The sequence below is a fragment of the Bradyrhizobium sp. USDA 4369 genome (genome assembly GCF_054056435.1).
This window is the reverse complement of sequence record NZ_JBSRYH010000001.1, coordinates 7,499,197-7,515,000: the sequence shown is the minus strand read 5'-3', so window position 1 is coordinate 7,515,000 and position 15,804 is coordinate 7,499,197. Positions and strand designations below refer to the sequence as shown.

Below are 15,804 nucleotides of genomic sequence, written 5' to 3'. Positions count from 1 at the left end.
GCCCAGATGTCGAGATCGCGGGAGATGAACTCCGACCCCTGATCGACGCGAATAGTCTTGGGGTAGCCGACGGCCTTGCAGACGCGTTCCAAAGTCAGCACGACATCCTCGCCTCGATAGCTGAAGCGCGGATCGACGGCTGGTGAGAAGCGACTGAAGGTATCGACGATCGTAAGAACCCGGATCTTGCGGCCGGTAGCGAGCTGATCGTGAACGAAATCCATCGCCCAAGTCTCATTGATCTGAGATGCGTCGGTACGATCCTCGCGCAGCTTGGCCTTGACGCGACGTCTCGGCGTTTTATTGCGCAATTGCAGGCCTAATTCCCTGTAGAGACGATAGACGCGCTTAACGTTGACGGCCCAACCGTCACGTTGCAGCAGGACATGGACCCGGCGATATCCGTATCTCACCCGCGTCTGGCAGACGTCCTTGATCCGATTTTTAAGGGCGGCCTGGTCGCCGCGCTTCGACTTGTAGACGTACAGTGCGCGATCGATCCGAAGCGTCGAACAGGCCCGCCTGATCGAGACCTTCCAGTCGCTCCGCACCTTGTCGACAAGCTCCCGCTTGCGGCCAGGCTTCAGAGCTTTTTTGAGAGCACATCCTGCAGCATGGCCTTGTCGAGCGACAAGTCCGCAACGATCCGCTTGAGCTTGGCGTTCTCCTCCTCGAGTTGGCGCAGCCGCTTCATCTCCGATGGCATCAGACCGGCATACTTCTTCTTCCAATTGAAATACGTCGCCTGGCTGATCCCGGCCTTGCGGCAAACCTCCGCAACCGCCGTACCGTCCTCAGCCTGCTTCAGAACAAATGCGATCTGAGCCTCCGAAAACTTCGATGCCTTCATGGAACTCTCCTCTGTCCCGGGTGGGATCATAAGTGGAAAATTCCAGTTCAAACTGGCCTAATTTGGCGGGGGCACGTCAGTCGGGCTTGACGCGATGAGGTCGTCACGCGCGTCGCTCTCGCCGCGCCGCTCTTGGTCGGTCGATCATCGTCCGTCGATCATTGCTCGTTCCACAAGATGCCGACATCGCCCTTCTTGCGGTAGGTGCTGAGGTCGACGGTCTCCATTTCGGGATCGTCGCCTTCGGAGCCGTGCAGCGCGTAGCCGTAGCCGCGCGGCAGGGCAGGCGATGCGAGCAGCCATTCGTATGCACTCGTGAACATGCCCTGTCCGAGATCCGGCACCTGAAACACACCGGTGATGCCGGTCCGCTCGAGATGCCGGCGAACCATCGCGTCGAACTTGCGCGCGAACGGGCGCGGATCATCACGCGGTTCGAGCCGGACAAGCTCCCACGTGTCGTATTTCGAATCGCATTCAAGATGCGCCACGGCATGGCGGAAGCAGTCCGGAAGGTTCAAGGGAATCACCGCCTCGCGCCCGCGTTGCCCGAGCTCGACCAGATTGGCGAGCGGCAGCTGCTTTCCGGTCTCCGGGTCGTAATGCACCTGGGAGCTGAGGCCGAGGCAGAGGCTTTCCAGCGAGAAGCCGCGCGATCGGAAATGCTGCAACAGCTCGTTGGACACCGACAGATTTGCGTTGCCCGCAACAGCGCAGGAGTTCGGAAAGGCGCGCATCCGCAGCTCGCGGGTTGCGATGCCCTGGCGCGCCAGATCGCCAGAGGTCATGTCGATGAGCGCGAGCTTCGGGTCATCGGCCCGGGCGAGGCCGCAGGCGAGCAGGAGCAGTGGGAGCGCCGCGGCCAGGCGGCGCAGGACGACAATTCGCAAATTCATCGCGATCGCTCCTTCATGGCTGCTGCAAGTGATTCGGGACGGCGTTGACCGACCTCATCGTGGCTTCGATCTCGGCCATCAGCGGATGGCCATGGCCGCGTCGGCGCAGCACGGCGAAATCGTCGCGCATCTGCCGTCGCAGGCCGCCGGCATCACCCGGTGCTGCATCAAGCTCCCGGTAGATCGTCCGTGCCGCATCCGGCTGGCCGGACAGCATCAACGCGTGGGCATAGTTCAGGCTGACCCAGTCGCGTTGCGGCGACAGCTCGACGGCGCGTTGTCCGACCCAGAGCGCGCGGACGAAGCGTCCGTCATTGACCGCCGTCCAGCACACCGTTCCCAGTGCACGCCGCATGCGCGAGAGCTTGTCCTTGGTCGCATCGGCATTGATGCTGGCCGCGAGCAGATATTGCTCGGCCATTTCACGCGCCTCCGCGACCCGGTCGATGTGCAGCATCAGCTCGCTCGAGCGCCGATAGGCTTCCGTCAGCTCGCCCAGCCAGCCCGGATCCTCCTGCGAGGTCGCGAGCCGCTCGCGAAGCTGCAGCGCCTGCCAGAACCGGTCGATGGCGCGATCCGATTCGCCCATCCGTCCCAGCAGTTTGCCCATCATCTCGCGCATCGCCGCGGCATCGCGTTGCCAGCTCGGCTCGGCGCCTGCGGTGGCCATGGCCCGGTCGAGCAGAGCGACGCCGCGTTGGAACACGGCCAGTGCCTCGTCGTGCCGTCCCAGCAGATCGAGCGCCTGGGCCCGGCGGTCGAGGCTGGACGCGACGTCGCGTTGCCGGTCCGGGGCCGTCTGCTCGATCGCGCCGAGATCGCCATAGGTCTGCAGATCCTTGTCGGCCCAGCCCAGCGCTTCGCCGGGATTGCCGAGCTGCAGCAGCGCATCGGCGATGCGCTGATAGGTCGCTGACACGAGTTGCCGTAGCTCGCTCCGCGCCGGTTGCGAGTCGGCGAGCGCTTCGATGTGCGACAGCGCTTCGCGATAGAGCGGGAGCGCCGCGTCAGCGCGTCTGCTCGTCAGCTGAACATCTCCGAGCCGATTCAGCGCCGCGGCCAATGGCTCGCGCGCGGGCGCCGACCGATCGGCCAGCCCGCGCCACAGCGTCAAGGACGCGCGAAAATGACGCTCTTTGTCGCTGGGATCCGAGAGCTCCCCGATCCGCTGGTGCAGCATCGCCGCGCCTGTCTGCCACGCGGCGCCATCAGCGGCCGTGGTCATGTTCGCTTCGGCCATGCTGAGACAATCGCCGAGCAGCTTTAGCGCCGCATCACCCTCGCCAACCTTGAGTGCGGTCGCGGCGAGCGCGTCATAGGCCGGCAGATTGGCGAGCGTGCAGGGCTGGATCTGCGGCGCGGCCGCCGAGGTCTCGCGCGTTTTCCGGATGCGCAGCGCCAGCGCCTGGACACTTCGATTGGCCGTGCTCTGGACCTGATCTAGCGCGCGCTCGGCGCGGCGCTGCTCGGCTTCGGCGATGTCGCGAGCCTGAATGGCCTGCCAGGCCTGCCAGCTCGCGACAGCGGCCGTCACGAACAGGACGAGCGCGGCCGTCAGGAACACGCGCTGCCGTCGCGTCTCCTGCCGCGTGTAGTTGAAGCTGCGCACCAGCTCAGCGACGATGTGATCGCTCGGCTCGCCGTCCGCATCCTGCAGTGTTTCCGGCAGTCGCAGCCAGTCGCGCTCACGCACCATCGCAGCCAGCGGTGCGTCCGCGGGCGCAGCCGCCAGCGCGCCGTTGAGATCGAGGATCACCGGGCCGACATCGCTCGCCAGCGCCACCGCAACCTCACGCCTGACCCATTCCGACCTGAAGGCGCCGGGACGCCCGATCACGACGATCTTGCGGCTCTTGAGCACTTGCCGCCGGGTCTCGCGTCTGAGATCGGCGCCGGCCACATATTCGGTCTGGTCGAGAAAGACGCGGAAGCCGCCATGTTCGAGCCGCTCCTTCAGCCGCTGCGGCAGATGCATTCCGTCGGACCGGCTGTATGACAGGAAGAAGTCGTAGCCGAAGACACGATCGACCAGCCGCGTGATCACGCGCTCCGGCCGCATCTGCTCATCATGGGGCGGGGATACGGTCATCGTGATCGCAACCTCGAAGCGAGCGCAACCAGATGATCACGTGATCCCGGTCCGGACAAGTCACCTTCGCGGGGTGATCTGCATCGGGGTACCGCCCTGCATGCCCGGGAGCCGGCGCCGTGATATGCTTGGGGATCTCGGCCAGCACGCAGATGCGGCGAGGCAGAACGCCGCTGTGGTGACAGGCGCGGCGGAATATCCGGAGGACAGAGGAGAGCCCATGCCGCACGATCTGAAGAGCATCGCCAGCTTCCATGCCCACATCTATTACGATCAGGAGACCCGCGCGGAAGCCGAGCAGCTGCGCAGCTGGATCGGCGAACGCTTCGCCGTCACGCTCGGCCGCTGGCACGACGCGCTGGTCGGCCCTCACGAGCGCGCGATGTATCAGGTCGCCTTCGCCGTCGAGCTGTTTGCAACCCTGGTGCCCTGGCTGATGCTCAACCATGGACGCCTGAGCGTGCTGGTGCACCCGAACACGACGCAGCCGCTTGCCGATCACACCGCGCATGCGCTGTGGATCGGTGCGCAGCTCGGCATTCGCGGGGAGAAACTGCCGGAGACGAGCGAGGCCGAGCTGCCGCTCGCGCCAAATACGACGCCGACCTTGCCGGCCTGACGGCTCGGCGCGGCGCTGCTGCGCGGAGCGAACTACAAGGCTCCGTCGCGATCGAACGCCGTCAGAATGATCTCTGCACTGTCGATGTCGAAATTGCCGGGGCCGAGCAGGCGCGGCGCCAGCGCGCGTCGGCCGGGCAGGGCATGACCGCCGCCTTCGACGCGATAGAGCGATACGCCGCCGGTCACCTTGCAGTTTTGCCAGCTGATCTGCGTGACCGATGTGCCGTTCGCATCATCGCGATGCGGCAGCGGGACCAAGCGCTGGGCGTCGCAGCCGTCGCGCCTAGCGAAGAACGCCGCCGTCTTCTCCGCGCTCCACACCAGGCCGCGGCCGCCGCGCAGGCCGACCTCGCCGCCGCGATAGGGCACCATCGGATCCGCCGTGCCGTTGATCATCACCACAGGCATCGGCCTGGCGGTGCAGGGTTCGACGCCGGCCGGCATGTTGGCGATGATCGTGCCGATGCCGGCGAACAGCTCCGGCGCCTTGCAGGCCAGCGCAAAGCTCATCATGCCGCCATTGGAGATCCCGGCGAGATACACGCGGTGGGGATCGGCGACGCCGTCCGCCGCGAGACGGCGGACCAGCGCGCGGATGAAGCCGATATCGTCGGGCCCATTGGGCCCATCAATGCGGCCGTCATTCCACTGCCGATCCAAGCCATCGGGAAACACGGCGGTAAAATTCCGGCGCGCGGCGGCTTCGGCAAAGCCGGCCGTGCGCGCGGTTCCGGCCCCGGAGCCGAGCGCGCCATGCAGCACGATCACGGTGGGGCGCGGCCCGCTGCCGGCCGGTATCACCAGCGCATGACGCGGGCCATCTGCGGTGTCGATGACCATGTCGCGGTCGACGGCAAGGGCCGGGGCCGACGCCAGCATGGCGATGACAGCGAACATCAACAGGCCGCGCAGTCTCATCGGCATGTCTCCTGCGGAACGATTGTCACCGGCGTGACGCGACGGCGGGCACACCACGCCAGAATGGGGCGATCAGTCCACCCAGCCGTCGTCTCCGAGCTCAGGTCGCGGCCAGCTCAGCGGCTGACGGTACGGCTGTAGCTGTAGGAATGGCCGCGCGGGCCGGTGCCCTGGCCCTGCCGCGTACAGTTGCCAGCGCTGCAGCTGGCCGAGCCTGAGCGCGACCAGCTGTTGCCGGCCGGGCCGGTGCCGCCGCCCTGCCAGGCGCAGGTGCCGCCGGAGCAGCTGCCGGAACCGCCGAAGCTGGTGGTGCCCCGCGGGCCGGTGACCGCGCCGCTGCGTGTCCAGGCGCTGGCATCGCTGGCGGTTGCTGCCGCACCGGCGGCGATGAACAACAAGGTCGCGATCAATCTCTTCACGTCACTCTCCCGAGGTCGATGCTGCAGGCATTCGTGTCCTGCGCAACAGAAAGTGCCGCGCGAATGTCGTGGCGTGATGCACGGCTGATGTCATCGCGTAACGGAATGTAACAGCAGGCGCCGGCTTATTGCCAAACGGCGAATTTTGCGCATCCATCAGCAGGATGAGCATCCCCTCGGCCACGCTTCTGATGGTGGAGGACGATCCGGAGATCAGCCGGCTCGTGCGCGATTTCATGCGCCGGGAAGGCTTCGAGATCGAGGTCGCCGAGAATGCCGCGGCCATGGACGCCGTGCTGCGACGGCTGCGGCCCGATCTGATCATTCTCGATCTGATGCTGCCGGGCGAGGACGGGCTGTCGATCTGCCGCCGCCTGCGCCAGAGCGACGACATTCCGATCCTGATGCTGTCGGCGAAAAGCGACGAGATCGATCGGGTGGTCGGGCTGGAGCTCGGCGCCGATGACTACATGGTGAAACCGTTCGGACCGCGCGAGCTGCTCGCCCGCGTCCGCGCGCTGCTGCGGCGGGCACAGGCAAGCCCGCGCCGCGAGGCGAGCCGGCGCTTCGCCTTCGACCGGTTCGTGCTCGACGTCGATGCGCGCAGCATCGAAACCGTGAGCGGCGACGATGCGCAGGTCCAGCTGACCTCCGCGGAGTTCGACCTGCTCGCCTGCTTCGTGCAGCGGCCCCGCCGCGTGCTCAGCCGCGACCAGATCCTTGATTTCACCCGCGGTCGCTCCGCCGAGCCGTTCGACCGCACCGTGGACATGTTGATCTCGCGGTTGCGGCGCAAGCTCGACGCGGCAAGCCCCGGGACCAGCCTGATCACCACGGTGCGCAATGGCGGCTATCTGTTCACGGCCGTCGTGAGGCCCGTTGCCGGATGATGCGCCTGTCGCTCGCCATGCGCATCGGCTTGATCGTGATCATCGGTCTCCTGGTGATATGGATCGGCACGCTGGCACGGTTCTACCGCAGCCGGACGGCAGACCTCGAAGGCGCAGCGCCGCCGCCGGCGCGGCTGGCCGCGCTCGTCGAGCTGATGGAGAGCACGCCGCCCCGCGAGCGCGGGCGGATCATCGCGGCCACATCGTCCGACCGCTTTGAGGTCCGGCTCATCGATGAAGCGGCAGCGGCGCGGCTGCCACAGGCCGATCCGGGACAGCTCGCGCTCAAACCAGGGTTGCGCCAAGCCTACGGCGATGCGCTCGGGGCGCGGCGATGGGCGATCGCGCCGGTGGCGGAACCGGACGGTCGCTGGTGGCCGCGACTGGCGCGCGCGCCACACAATGCGATGGAATTTCGCATCGCCCTGAATGACGGTGAGGTTCTGCAGGTCGACTCCCGCGCCTCGCTGGTGTTGACGCAGCAGGGTTTGCCGATCGGCTTCGGCGCCGGCCTGTTCGGCACCGTGGTGGCGCTGTTGGCGCTCGTGATCATGCAGCGCGAGACGCGCCCGCTGGTGCGCCTCGCCGCCGCGGTCGACCGGGTCGATCCGGCCGGAGCACGGGTGCCATTGCCCGACATCCGTCGCAACGCGCCGGAGGTGCGGGCCGTCGTGACGGCGTTCGGCCGGCTGCAGGACAGGCTCGCCGAGCTGATCCAGGCGCGCATGGCGCTGGTCGGCGGCATCGCGCATGACGTCCGCACCTTTGCGACCCGGTTGCGGCTGCGTGTCGACCAGATTCCGGACGACGCCGAGCGGCAGCGCGCCGTGGTCGATATCTCCGACATGATCCGGCTGCTCGATGATGCGCTGGTGGCGAGCCGCGCCGGTGCCGGCGAACTGCCACAGGAGCTCATCGCCTTCGACGAGGTGGTGCGGGCCGAAATCGATGATCGCCGCAACCAGCATGCGCCGGTGCGGCTCGATCGGGCTGGGGAGGCCGGCGAGCTCTTGATGCTCGGCGACCGTCTGGCGCTGCGCCGGATCATCGCCAATCTCATCGACAATGCCCTGAAATATGGACGGGTCGCCGACGTGGAGCTGCGGACCGAAGCAGCGCACGCCGTTCTGATCGTCGACGACGAGGGCCCCGGCATTCCCGCCGACAAGCGCAATGCCATGCTGGAGCCGTTCACGCGCATGGACATGTCGCGCAATCGCAGCACGGGCGGCGCAGGGCTGGGGCTCGCGGTGGTGCGAACCCTGGTGGAGGCTCATGGCGGCAGCATCGAGATCACCGATGCGCCGCGCGGCGCGCGCATCATCGTCCGGCTGCCATTGTTTCAGGACAGCGCCGGTGGCGAGTCTCACGCATGACCCATGGTCCTGATGCGCAGCATTTTTACAGACGGCTGGCCGTCAATTGCTGACGATAGCGTTCGGCATCCCAGTTCAGCAGCGCCTGCTCGTGTTTGGCCGAGAGATAAACGATATCGGCGTCGAGCGGCAGGCGGCTGGTGACGAGGGCGAGGCAACTCAGCATGGCCTCGGCGCCCGGGCTGGCATCGCGACGAATGATCGCGCCGAGTCCCGGCGCGAGCGCGGCGACGGGTGCCGGCAGGCGGTTGGTCTCCGCGCGCGCGAGCAGGGCAGCGAGACCGTCGCTACCATCTACCGTCGGCAGCCCCGGGCCAAGAAACACCACATGATCCGGATAGAGCGAGCCGCCGCTGGCAACCGCCCGATTGAACGGATCGGTCGCGATGCGATGGCAGCCCGCATCCTGCGGCAGGCGATAATCCGTGCCGGCACAGAGCCGGCGCAGCGCGGCTTCGTCTGGGGCGGGCGCCGCGCGGACAGGAAGCGCCAGCCGCGCTTCGACGTCACGCGCCAGCGCCAAGGCGTCGTCGCAGCTTTCGGCGCCGACCACCAGGCCATGATTGCCGAGGATGAGAACGTCAATACGGTCCTGCGTCACGATTTCGCCGACGGCGCGCGCCAGCGGCAGGCCCGGATGATGATAGTCGAGATGTCGCCAAGCCAGCCCCGCGAGCCGCGCGGCGAAAGTGTCGCTTGCGTCGCGCCGCACCGCCCAGGCGATCGTGTTGACGGAATGCACGTGCAGCACCACCCGGTGCGGCATCAGCGCGTGCAGCGACGTCTCGATCGAGGCGCGCAAGTCGCCGGGCGCAGCCAGCGGAATACGCTCATCGTCACGCGCGAGCGCTTCAAGTGCGGCCGGCAGCAGCACCGGCACGAAAATGTCCTTCTCGGCGGCATCGGACAGCCATGTCCCCGACGCCTTCACCCATAGCAAATCGCCGTCCTTGAGTGAGGAATTGCCGCCGGCGCCTTGCACCATCGACATGTCGCGGCCGACGCGTGCCGACATCTCGCGTAACGCCATCAAATCACCGGGCTCGCGCATCGATCGGTCTCCTCTCACCAAACAAGACGCTGCATGGTCCAGGTCGGCATGCGCTGCGGCGCGCCGGCCAGCCGGCGGGTCGCGGCGGCGAGATCCGGCGCGCCGGCCAGCGTGGTGCGATGCACGCCGTCGCTGAGCAGCAATGTCTGCAGGCCTTGGGCGCGACCGCCGGCGACATCGTGGTCGAGCGAGTCACCGATCATCAGCACGCGATGCGGATCCGGTTCGCCGAGTTGCGCCAGCGCCGCCGCAAAGATCGGTCCATGCGGCTTGCCGACGAACGACACCCTGCCGCCGAGCCATTCATAGGCGCGCGCGAGCGTGCCGGGGGCGGGCACCAGGCCGGTCGCGCCAAACATCATCAGGTCAGGATTGGCGCAGATCATCGGCACACGCCGCGCCGCTGCATGCGTGAATTGGTCGCGCCACAGGTCTGGCTCCGTGACCTCGTCGTCGAGGCCGCCGAGCAGGATGAAGTCGGCCTCGCGCAGGTCGCTGACGATCACGAGATCCAGCCCTTCGGTCAGCGAACGGTCGCCGCCGCGGGTGATCAGGAAACAGGCGCGACCGCAATCGGTGAATGGCGCGCGGTTCCGCTCGCGCAAGCCGTTCCAGGTCACCTCGCCCGAGGTGAGAATGCCGTCATAGGCGGAGCGCGGCACGCCGAGCCTGGCGAGCCGCTCGGCATTCTGGCTGGCGCGCTTGCCGGAGTTCGACAGCACGAGAACGTGTTTGCCGGCCTGCCTCAGCCGGGCAAGGCAATCGAGTGCGACCGGAAACACCGTCCTGCCGTCATGCAGCGTGCCCCATTGGTCGAGCAGGACGTGATCGAACCGGTCGGCGATGGCGGACAGGCCGCTGATCTCGCAGGCCGCCATCATCGCGGTGGCCCCTGCAGTGCCAGCAGCGCCGTGCCGTAGCTCGCTTCGGTGTGCGTGGCGATGCTCACGGGCACGCCGATGATGCGCTCGCGGATCGTCGCCCAGGCCGCATTCCTGGCGCCGCCGCCGATGCTGATCACGCGCCGCAGCGTTGGTGCGCCGAGCGCTTCGAGGCGACGATAGGCCAGCGCTTCGACCCCTGCGATGCCTTCGAGCAGCGCCTGGAAGAAGCGATGGTCCTCCGCCGGCCGCGGCGCGATCCGTGGTGCCAGCGCGGGATCGGCGATCGGGAAGCGCTCGCCTGGCTTGGGCAGGGGATAATAGTCGAGCCCGGTCGGATCGTCCGGGCGCAGCAGCGGCGTCATGCGGTCCATGTCCTCGGTGGAGAAATGCGCCAGCAGCGCGGCGCCGCCGGAATTCGACGCGCCGCCGGCGAGCCATTTGTCGCCGAGCCGGTGCGAGTAGACGCCCTGAGCGGCGGCGAAGATCGGCTGTGTCGCCACCAGCTTGACGACGAGCGTGGTGCCTAACGAGGTCACGGCGTCGCCTGGCGTCTCGGCGCCCGTGGCCATGAACGCGGCAACGCCGTCGGTGGTGCCGGCGACGATCCGTGCTGACGCGGACAGGCCGAGCCGGCGCGCGACCGCCGGATCGATCTCGGCATAGGGCGTGCCCGGCACCAGAATGGTCGGCAGCAGGTCGGGCGGAATGCCGAGCTGATCGAGCCATTGCGGCCAACAGCGCTGGACCGGATCGTAGCCGAGCTTGAGTGCGTTGTTCTCGTCGCTGACGCCGTGGCGGCCGGCCAATCTCCCCGCGATCCAATCGGCCTGGTGCACGGCGTGGCGCGCGCCGCTGGTCGAGACGAGCAGATGCAGGAGCTTGGCGAGCGCGCTGCTCGCGCCGTGCGCGCCGCTCTCGGGCGGTGCGACCGCGGCGATGCGTTTGGCTTCGCTGGTCGCGCGCGCATCATTGTACATCAATCCGGGTGAGCGGGGGCGTCCGTCCGCATCGATCAGCAGCAGCGTGCCGGAGGTGCCGTCGATCGCGATGCGCGCGACCGCGCCGAGATCGATGATCTCGCCGAGCTTGCTGATCGCGGCGGTCGCAGCCTGCCACCACAGCTCAGGGTCCTGATCCAGCGCATTGCCGCATTGCCGGGGCGCGGCGAGCGCCATCGCTGCCGCGCCCTGGATGTCGCCGCGCGCATCGACAGCGCAGGCGCGCACGCCGCTGGTGCCCACATCGATGCCGACAAATAGCTCCGTCATGCGACCTCATCACGGTTTGCGCGATTGCGTTTTTCGTTGGCCGGCGCGTCGGCTCCCGTTGCGCTGCAGCACGTTTGGGGGATTGACGGCCGGATCGACGTCTGCAATTTTTTGCAAGACGTGAAGAAATTTGCAAGCAGGCATTCCGGCGTGACGACAGCTTCCGATAGAGCTCCCATGGTGGATGGCGAGGCTTCGCTCGCCACCCGCGCGGCGTGGCTCTATTTCGCCGCCGGGCTGACGCAGTCCGAAGTCGCCGATCGTCTCAACATCCAGAGCACCAAGGCGCATCGCCTGATTGCGCGGGCCAGCCGCGAAGGCATGATCCGCGTCTTCGTCGAGGGGCCGGTCGCCGAATGCGTGGCGCTCGAAAACGCGCTCGCTGAACGTTATGGGCTGGCCTTTTGCCGCGTTGCGCCTGATCTCGGCGAGGGCGATCTGCCGTTGAAGGCGCTTGCCTTGGAGGGCGCGAGCTTCCTGCGCCAGGTGCTGGAGCGCGGCGACGACAAGATCATCGGCGTCGGTCACGGCCGAACCCTTGCCGCCGTGGTGGCGCAACTGCCGCAGACGCCGGCCCGCGACGTTCAGTTCGTGTCGCTGCTGGGCGGCCTGACGCGAAAATTCGCCGCCAATCCGTTCGATGTCATCCATCGTCTCGCCGAGCGCACCGGGGCCGAGGCCTATCTATTGCCGGTGCCGGTGTTCGCCAATTCGGTGGCGGACCGTGCCGTGCTGATGCAGCAGTTCGGCATCGCCGACGTGTTCGCGCTGGCGCGGCGCGCGTCATTGCTGTTCGTCGGCATCGGCCAGATTCACGCCGACGGCTTCCTGGTGTCGAGCGGCATGATCAAGCCCGACGAGGTCGTCGAGCTGAAGCGCGCCGGCGCCTGCGCCGATCTGCTCGGGCATTTCTTCAACGCCGAGGGCGAACTGCTCGATCTCGACCTGTCGGCGCGCGCCACCTCGATGGCGGCGGAAGATCTCAGGAAACACCGCATCGTCGCCATCGGCGGCGGCGAGGCGAAGATCACAGCCCTGCGCGCCGTGCTGCGTAGCGGCTTTCTGAACGGTCTGATCATCGACGAGACGACCGCTCAGGCACTCGCTACCGACAAGCCGGAGAAAACATCCGGCCAATCCAAGAAGAAGAGTCGGAAGGGTAGGTAACGCTAACAACCAAACGATGGGAGGGTATCATGTACGATCGCGAGAAGAACCTGTTTGCATCCTATGCCGGCAAGCGCATCAGCCGGCGTGACCTGCTCGACGGCGCCGCCAAGCTCGGCATCGCCGGCGCCGCAGCCAATGCTGCCTTTGCCTCCGCGATGTCGAAGGCCCTGGCGGCGGACTTCAATTGGAAGGCCCAGAGCGGCAAGACCGTCAAGCTGCTCCTGAACAAGCATCCTTATGTCGATGCGATGATCGGTGACATCGAGGCGTTCAAGAGCCTCACCGGCATGAACATCACCTACGACATCTTCCCGGAGGATGTCTATTTCGACAAGGTCACGGCGGCGCTGTCGTCGAAGTCCGATCAGTACGACGCCTTCATGACCGGCGCCTACATGACCTGGACCTATGGTCCGGCCGGCTGGATCGAGGATCTCAACACCTACATCAAGGATCCCGCCAAGACCAATCCGGCGTTCGCCTGGGACGACGTGCTGCCCGGCCTGCGCTCATCGACCGCGTGGGACGGTGTCGCCGGCTCCGAGCTCGGCTCGGGCAAGGCCAAGCAATGGTGCATTCCCTGGGGCTACGAGCTCAACAACGTCACCTATAACCGCAATATCTTCAGCAAGGTTGGCGTCAAGCCGCCGGGCAATCTCGATGAGATGCTCGAGGTCGCTGCCAAGATCACCAAGGATGCCGGTGGGCCCTATGGCGTCGGCGTGCGCGGCTCGCGCTCCTGGGCCACCATCCATCCGGGCTTCCTGTCCGCCTATGCCAATTTCGGGCAGAAGGACTTCGTGATGGAGGGCGGCAAGCTCAAGGCCGCGATGAACACCAAGGCTTCGAAGGAGTTCCACGACAAGTGGGTCAAGATGATCCAGGGGTCGGGCCCGAAGAACTGGTCGACCTACACCTGGTATCAGGTCGGCACCGATCTCGGCGCCGGCGCCTCCGGCATGATCTTCGATGCCGACATTCTCGGCTACTTCATGAATGGCGGCGAGAACAAGGAGCGCGGCAATCTCGGCTATGCGCCGTTCGCGGCCAATCCAGCCGCCAAGGCGCCGACGCCCAACGTCTGGATCTGGTCGCTGGCGATGTCGAGCTTTTCCAAGCAGAAGGACGCGGCCTGGCTGTTCATGCAGTGGGCGGCCTCGACCGAGCACGGCCTGTTCGGCGCCCGCAAGATGGACTTCGTCAATCCGGTCCGCACCTCGGTGTGGAAGGACAGCGAATTCCGCGACCGCATCGCCAAATCCTATCCGGGCTATCTCGAGCAGCATGACCTCTCCGCGCCGGGGGCCAAGATCTACTTCACGGCGCAGCCGCTGTTCTTCGATCTCACTACGGAGTGGGCGGCCTCGCTGCAGAAGATGGTGGCCAAGGAGGTCAGTGTCGATGAAGGTCTCGACAAGCTCGCCGAGAGCATCAACCGCCAGCTGAAGCAGGCCGGCCTCGGCTGAGGCCGCTGCTGTTCCTTCCATGACCACCTGCTGGTCCGGGCGCTCCCCACAGGTGCCCGGACCGGCCCATCTTCCTGCGACGATGTGATCACACCTGTCATGAGCATGGCCGAACTTGTGCAGACCGATGCGGTGCCACGCCGCCCGAAACGACGGCGCGGGCGCCTGCTGCCCTATCTCTTGAGCCTGCCGGCGCTGCTGGTTTGCATCGCCATTCTGGTGCCGTTCGTGACCGCCGCGGTCTATTCGCTGCAGCGCTACCGGCTCAATCTGCCGTATCTGCGCGGCTTCATCGGCGTCGACAATTACATCGACTTCCTGTCCGATCCGGCGTTCTGGAATACGCTGCGCATCTCGCTGGTCTATACCGCCGTGACGGTTGTCGCCGAGTTGCTGCTCGGCCTCGGCATCGCGCTGCTGCTGCGCCGTCCGACGCGCTTCCACAATGCGGTCTCGATCATGCTGCTGCTGCCGCTGATGACGGCGCCGGCCATCGCCGCCTTGATGTGGAAGCTGATGACCAATCCGAGCTTCGGCATCCTGTCCTATCTAGTCGGCCTGCTCGGCGTGCATGATTTCAAATGGGCGTCCGACCCGTCGACCGCGCTGTTCACGGTCGTTCTCGTCGATGTCTGGGTCTACACGCCGTTCATCATGATCCTGCTGCTGGCCGGCCTGCGCTCGCTGCCGCGGCAGCCGTTCGAAGCGGCGGCGCTGGACGGCGTGCCGGCGAGCTTCGTGTTCTTCCGCATCACGCTGCCGATGCTGGCGCCCTATATCATCACCGCCTCGCTGTTTCGGTTGCTCGACTCGATCCAGCAATTCGACATCGTCTATGCGATGACGCAAGGCGGCCCCGGCGACCGGCTGATGGTGTTCCAGGTCCAGGCCTATCTCGAATTCTTCCAATACACCAATGTCGGTCGCTCGGCGGCGCTGCTGATGATCCTGTGGCTGATCACCAACATCCTGTCGAACATCTTCATCAAGAACTGGCTGCGGCTGCGGGCGCGCGCCCATGGCCACGCGTGAGGGAGAGACGTCGTGGATCACTCCAGTCTGGCTGGTCGTATCTTCCGTGGCATTGCGCTCGCGCTGGTGCTTCTGTTCTTCATGTTTCCGATTGTCTGGATCCTGCTGATGTCGTTCCAGAGCAATGAGCAGATCCTGCGCATTCCGCCGCGCATCCTGTTCGAGCCGACGCTCGCTAATTACGAGGCGCTGATCTCCGGCCAGCTGCGCACGGCCGCCGGCAATCTGCAGATCTCGTTCATGCGCAACCTGATGAACAGCTTCCTGTTATCGAGCGCATCGGTGATCCTGGCGCTGCTGCTCGGCGTGCCCGCCGCCTACGCGTTCGCGCGCTTCAAGTTCCGGCTCGGCGAGACCATCGCCTTCACGCTGCTGTCGTTCCGCTTCGCGCCGCCGCTCCTGGTGCTGTTGCCGCTGTCGCTCTACTACCAGCAGCTCGGCCTCAACGACACTTATTTCGGCATCGTCTGGGTCTACCAGCTGATCGCGCTGCCGCTGATCCTGTGGATCGTGCGCGGCTATTTCGAGGACATCAGTCCGGATATCGAGCACGCCTACCGGCTGGCCGGGCATTCCTGGCGCGAGGCCTTCACCCGCATCGCGGTCCCCCTGGCGGGGCCGGGGATCGCCGCGGCGGGACTGCTGTCCTTCATCTTCTGCTGGAACAATTTCGTGTTCGCGCTGATCCTGGCGTCGGCCGACAAGCAGCCGGTGACGGTCGGCGCGCTCGCTTTCGTCACGGCCTCCGGCATTCAGTACGGCCAGATTGCCGCCGCGATCGTGCTCTCGGTCACGCCGACCCTGCTGCTCGCGCTCTACGCGCAGCGCTATCTGGTCGAAGGTCTCTCACTCGGTGCGGTCAAGGGTTGAGGTC

At 66.3% G+C, this 15,804-nt stretch carries 15 protein-coding genes (1 of these 15 only partly in view); 7 read left to right on the top strand and 8 right to left on the bottom strand.

Annotated features, from left to right (window positions below; translation table 11 throughout):
- The 3 genes from ACVIJ6_RS34160 to ACVIJ6_RS34150 all read right to left on the bottom strand — a co-directional run.
- Nucleotides 1-850, bottom strand: a protein-coding gene (locus tag ACVIJ6_RS34160; protein ID WP_456771799.1) for an IS3 family transposase whose coding sequence is annotated in 2 segments (ribosomal slippage) — nucleotides 1-598 and nucleotides 598-850 — 1,101 coding nt in all (it extends 250 nt beyond the left edge of the window). Because the reading frame shifts where the segments join, the coding sequence is not laid out codon by codon here.
- Nucleotides 851-1,008: 158 nt separating this feature from the next.
- Nucleotides 1,009-1,746 (bottom strand): hypothetical protein, encoded by a 738-nt coding sequence (locus ACVIJ6_RS34155; RefSeq protein ID WP_456776327.1) that lies wholly within the window; start codon nucleotides 1,744-1,746, stop codon nucleotides 1,009-1,011.
- 13 nt (nucleotides 1,747-1,759) lie between these two features.
- Nucleotides 1,760-3,835, bottom strand: a complete 2,076-nt coding sequence (locus tag ACVIJ6_RS34150; RefSeq protein ID WP_456776326.1) for a TIR domain-containing protein — start codon at nucleotides 3,833-3,835, stop codon at nucleotides 1,760-1,762.
- A 220-nt stretch (nucleotides 3,836-4,055) separates the two neighbouring features.
- Here ACVIJ6_RS34150 and ACVIJ6_RS34145 point away from each other — a divergent pair, with 220 nt between their 5' ends.
- On the top strand, nucleotides 4,056-4,454 hold the full coding sequence (locus tag ACVIJ6_RS34145) for a DOPA 4,5-dioxygenase family protein (protein ID WP_456776325.1): 399 nt from the start codon (nucleotides 4,056-4,058) through the stop codon (nucleotides 4,452-4,454).
- Between the two features lie 32 nt (nucleotides 4,455-4,486).
- Here the strand turns inward: ACVIJ6_RS34145 and ACVIJ6_RS34140 are convergent, their stop codons facing one another.
- Both ACVIJ6_RS34140 and ACVIJ6_RS34135 read right to left on the bottom strand, forming a co-directional pair.
- Nucleotides 4,487-5,374 carry an alpha/beta hydrolase family esterase gene (locus ACVIJ6_RS34140; protein WP_456776324.1) on the bottom strand — a complete coding sequence of 296 codons (888 nt, stop codon included), beginning with the start codon at nucleotides 5,372-5,374 and terminating at the stop codon, nucleotides 4,487-4,489.
- A 116-nt stretch (nucleotides 5,375-5,490) separates the two neighbouring features.
- A complete protein-coding gene (locus ACVIJ6_RS34135; RefSeq protein WP_456776323.1) occupies nucleotides 5,491-5,793 on the bottom strand; it encodes a hypothetical protein in 303 nt (100 codons plus the stop codon).
- 164 nt (nucleotides 5,794-5,957) lie between these two features.
- Between ACVIJ6_RS34135 and ACVIJ6_RS34130 the strand changes: the two genes are divergently transcribed.
- Nucleotides 5,958-6,683, top strand: coding sequence for a response regulator (locus ACVIJ6_RS34130; RefSeq protein ID WP_456776322.1), 726 nt, complete (start codon nucleotides 5,958-5,960; stop codon nucleotides 6,681-6,683).
- Nucleotides 6,680-8,059, top strand: a complete 1,380-nt coding sequence (locus ACVIJ6_RS34125) for an ATP-binding protein (RefSeq protein WP_456776321.1) — start codon at nucleotides 6,680-6,682, stop codon at nucleotides 8,057-8,059. Before ACVIJ6_RS34130 ends, ACVIJ6_RS34125 begins: the two co-directional genes overlap by 4 nt.
- A gap of 25 nt (nucleotides 8,060-8,084) precedes the next feature.
- Here ACVIJ6_RS34125 and ACVIJ6_RS34120 read toward each other — a convergent pair whose 3' ends face one another.
- Genes ACVIJ6_RS34120 through ACVIJ6_RS34110 form a run of 3 tightly spaced genes read right to left on the bottom strand, consistent with a single transcriptional unit; the run spans nucleotide 8,085 to nucleotide 11,262 of the window.
- Nucleotides 8,085-9,110 carry a class II aldolase/adducin family protein gene (locus tag ACVIJ6_RS34120; protein ID WP_456776320.1) on the bottom strand — a complete coding sequence of 342 codons (1,026 nt, stop codon included), beginning with the start codon at nucleotides 9,108-9,110 and terminating at the stop codon, nucleotides 8,085-8,087.
- 14 nt (nucleotides 9,111-9,124) lie between these two features.
- Nucleotides 9,125-9,991: a TIGR01459 family HAD-type hydrolase gene (locus ACVIJ6_RS34115; protein WP_456776319.1), complete on the bottom strand. Its 867-nt coding sequence runs from the start codon at nucleotides 9,989-9,991 to the stop codon at nucleotides 9,125-9,127.
- A complete protein-coding gene (locus ACVIJ6_RS34110; protein WP_456776318.1) occupies nucleotides 9,988-11,262 on the bottom strand; it encodes an FGGY-family carbohydrate kinase in 1,275 nt (424 codons plus the stop codon). Before ACVIJ6_RS34110 ends, ACVIJ6_RS34115 begins: the two co-directional genes overlap by 4 nt.
- 177 nt (nucleotides 11,263-11,439) lie before the next feature.
- Here ACVIJ6_RS34110 and ACVIJ6_RS34105 point away from each other — a divergent pair, with 177 nt between their 5' ends.
- From ACVIJ6_RS34105 to ACVIJ6_RS34090, 4 genes are all read left to right on the top strand, one after another.
- The gene (locus ACVIJ6_RS34105; RefSeq protein WP_456776317.1) at nucleotides 11,440-12,429 is read left to right on the top strand and encodes a sugar-binding transcriptional regulator; all 990 of its coding nucleotides are present in this window, start codon (nucleotides 11,440-11,442) and stop codon (nucleotides 12,427-12,429) included.
- A gap of 29 nt (nucleotides 12,430-12,458) precedes the next feature.
- Nucleotides 12,459-13,898: an extracellular solute-binding protein gene (locus tag ACVIJ6_RS34100; RefSeq protein WP_456776316.1), complete on the top strand. Its 1,440-nt coding sequence runs from the start codon at nucleotides 12,459-12,461 to the stop codon at nucleotides 13,896-13,898.
- A gap of 105 nt (nucleotides 13,899-14,003) precedes the next feature.
- Nucleotides 14,004-14,930 (top strand): carbohydrate ABC transporter permease, encoded by a 927-nt coding sequence (locus ACVIJ6_RS34095; protein ID WP_456777142.1) that lies wholly within the window; start codon nucleotides 14,004-14,006, stop codon nucleotides 14,928-14,930.
- Nucleotides 14,931-14,942: 12 nt separating this feature from the next.
- Nucleotides 14,943-15,800 (top strand): carbohydrate ABC transporter permease, encoded by an 858-nt coding sequence (locus ACVIJ6_RS34090; protein ID WP_456776315.1) that lies wholly within the window; start codon nucleotides 14,943-14,945, stop codon nucleotides 15,798-15,800.
- Nucleotides 15,801-15,804 lie beyond the last annotated feature (4 nt).

Coding starts and splice junctions, on each gene's coding strand:
- ACVIJ6_RS34145 (WP_456776325.1), top strand. CDS start 4,056: ATGCCGCACGATCTGAAGAGCATCGCCAGCTTCCATGCCCACATCTAT.
- ACVIJ6_RS34095 (WP_456777142.1), top strand. CDS start 14,004: ATGGCCGAACTTGTGCAGACCGATGCGGTGCCACGCCGCCCGAAACGA.
- ACVIJ6_RS34150 (WP_456776326.1), bottom strand. CDS start 3,835: ATGACCGTATCCCCGCCCCATGATGAGCAGATGCGGCCGGAGCGCGTG.
- ACVIJ6_RS34140 (WP_456776324.1), bottom strand. CDS start 5,374: ATGAGACTGCGCGGCCTGTTGATGTTCGCTGTCATCGCCATGCTGGCG.
- ACVIJ6_RS34100 (WP_456776316.1), top strand. CDS start 12,459: ATGTACGATCGCGAGAAGAACCTGTTTGCATCCTATGCCGGCAAGCGC.
- ACVIJ6_RS34155 (WP_456776327.1), bottom strand. CDS start 1,746: ATGAATTTGCGAATTGTCGTCCTGCGCCGCCTGGCCGCGGCGCTCCCA.
- ACVIJ6_RS34130 (WP_456776322.1), top strand. CDS start 5,958: ATGAGCATCCCCTCGGCCACGCTTCTGATGGTGGAGGACGATCCGGAG.
- ACVIJ6_RS34110 (WP_456776318.1), bottom strand. CDS start 11,262: ATGACGGAGCTATTTGTCGGCATCGATGTGGGCACCAGCGGCGTGCGC.
- ACVIJ6_RS34120 (WP_456776320.1), bottom strand. CDS start 9,110: ATGCGCGAGCCCGGTGATTTGATGGCGTTACGCGAGATGTCGGCACGC.
- ACVIJ6_RS34105 (WP_456776317.1), top strand. CDS start 11,440: ATGGTGGATGGCGAGGCTTCGCTCGCCACCCGCGCGGCGTGGCTCTAT.
- ACVIJ6_RS34115 (WP_456776319.1), bottom strand. CDS start 9,991: ATGATGGCGGCCTGCGAGATCAGCGGCCTGTCCGCCATCGCCGACCGG.
- ACVIJ6_RS34125 (WP_456776321.1), top strand. CDS start 6,680: ATGATGCGCCTGTCGCTCGCCATGCGCATCGGCTTGATCGTGATCATC.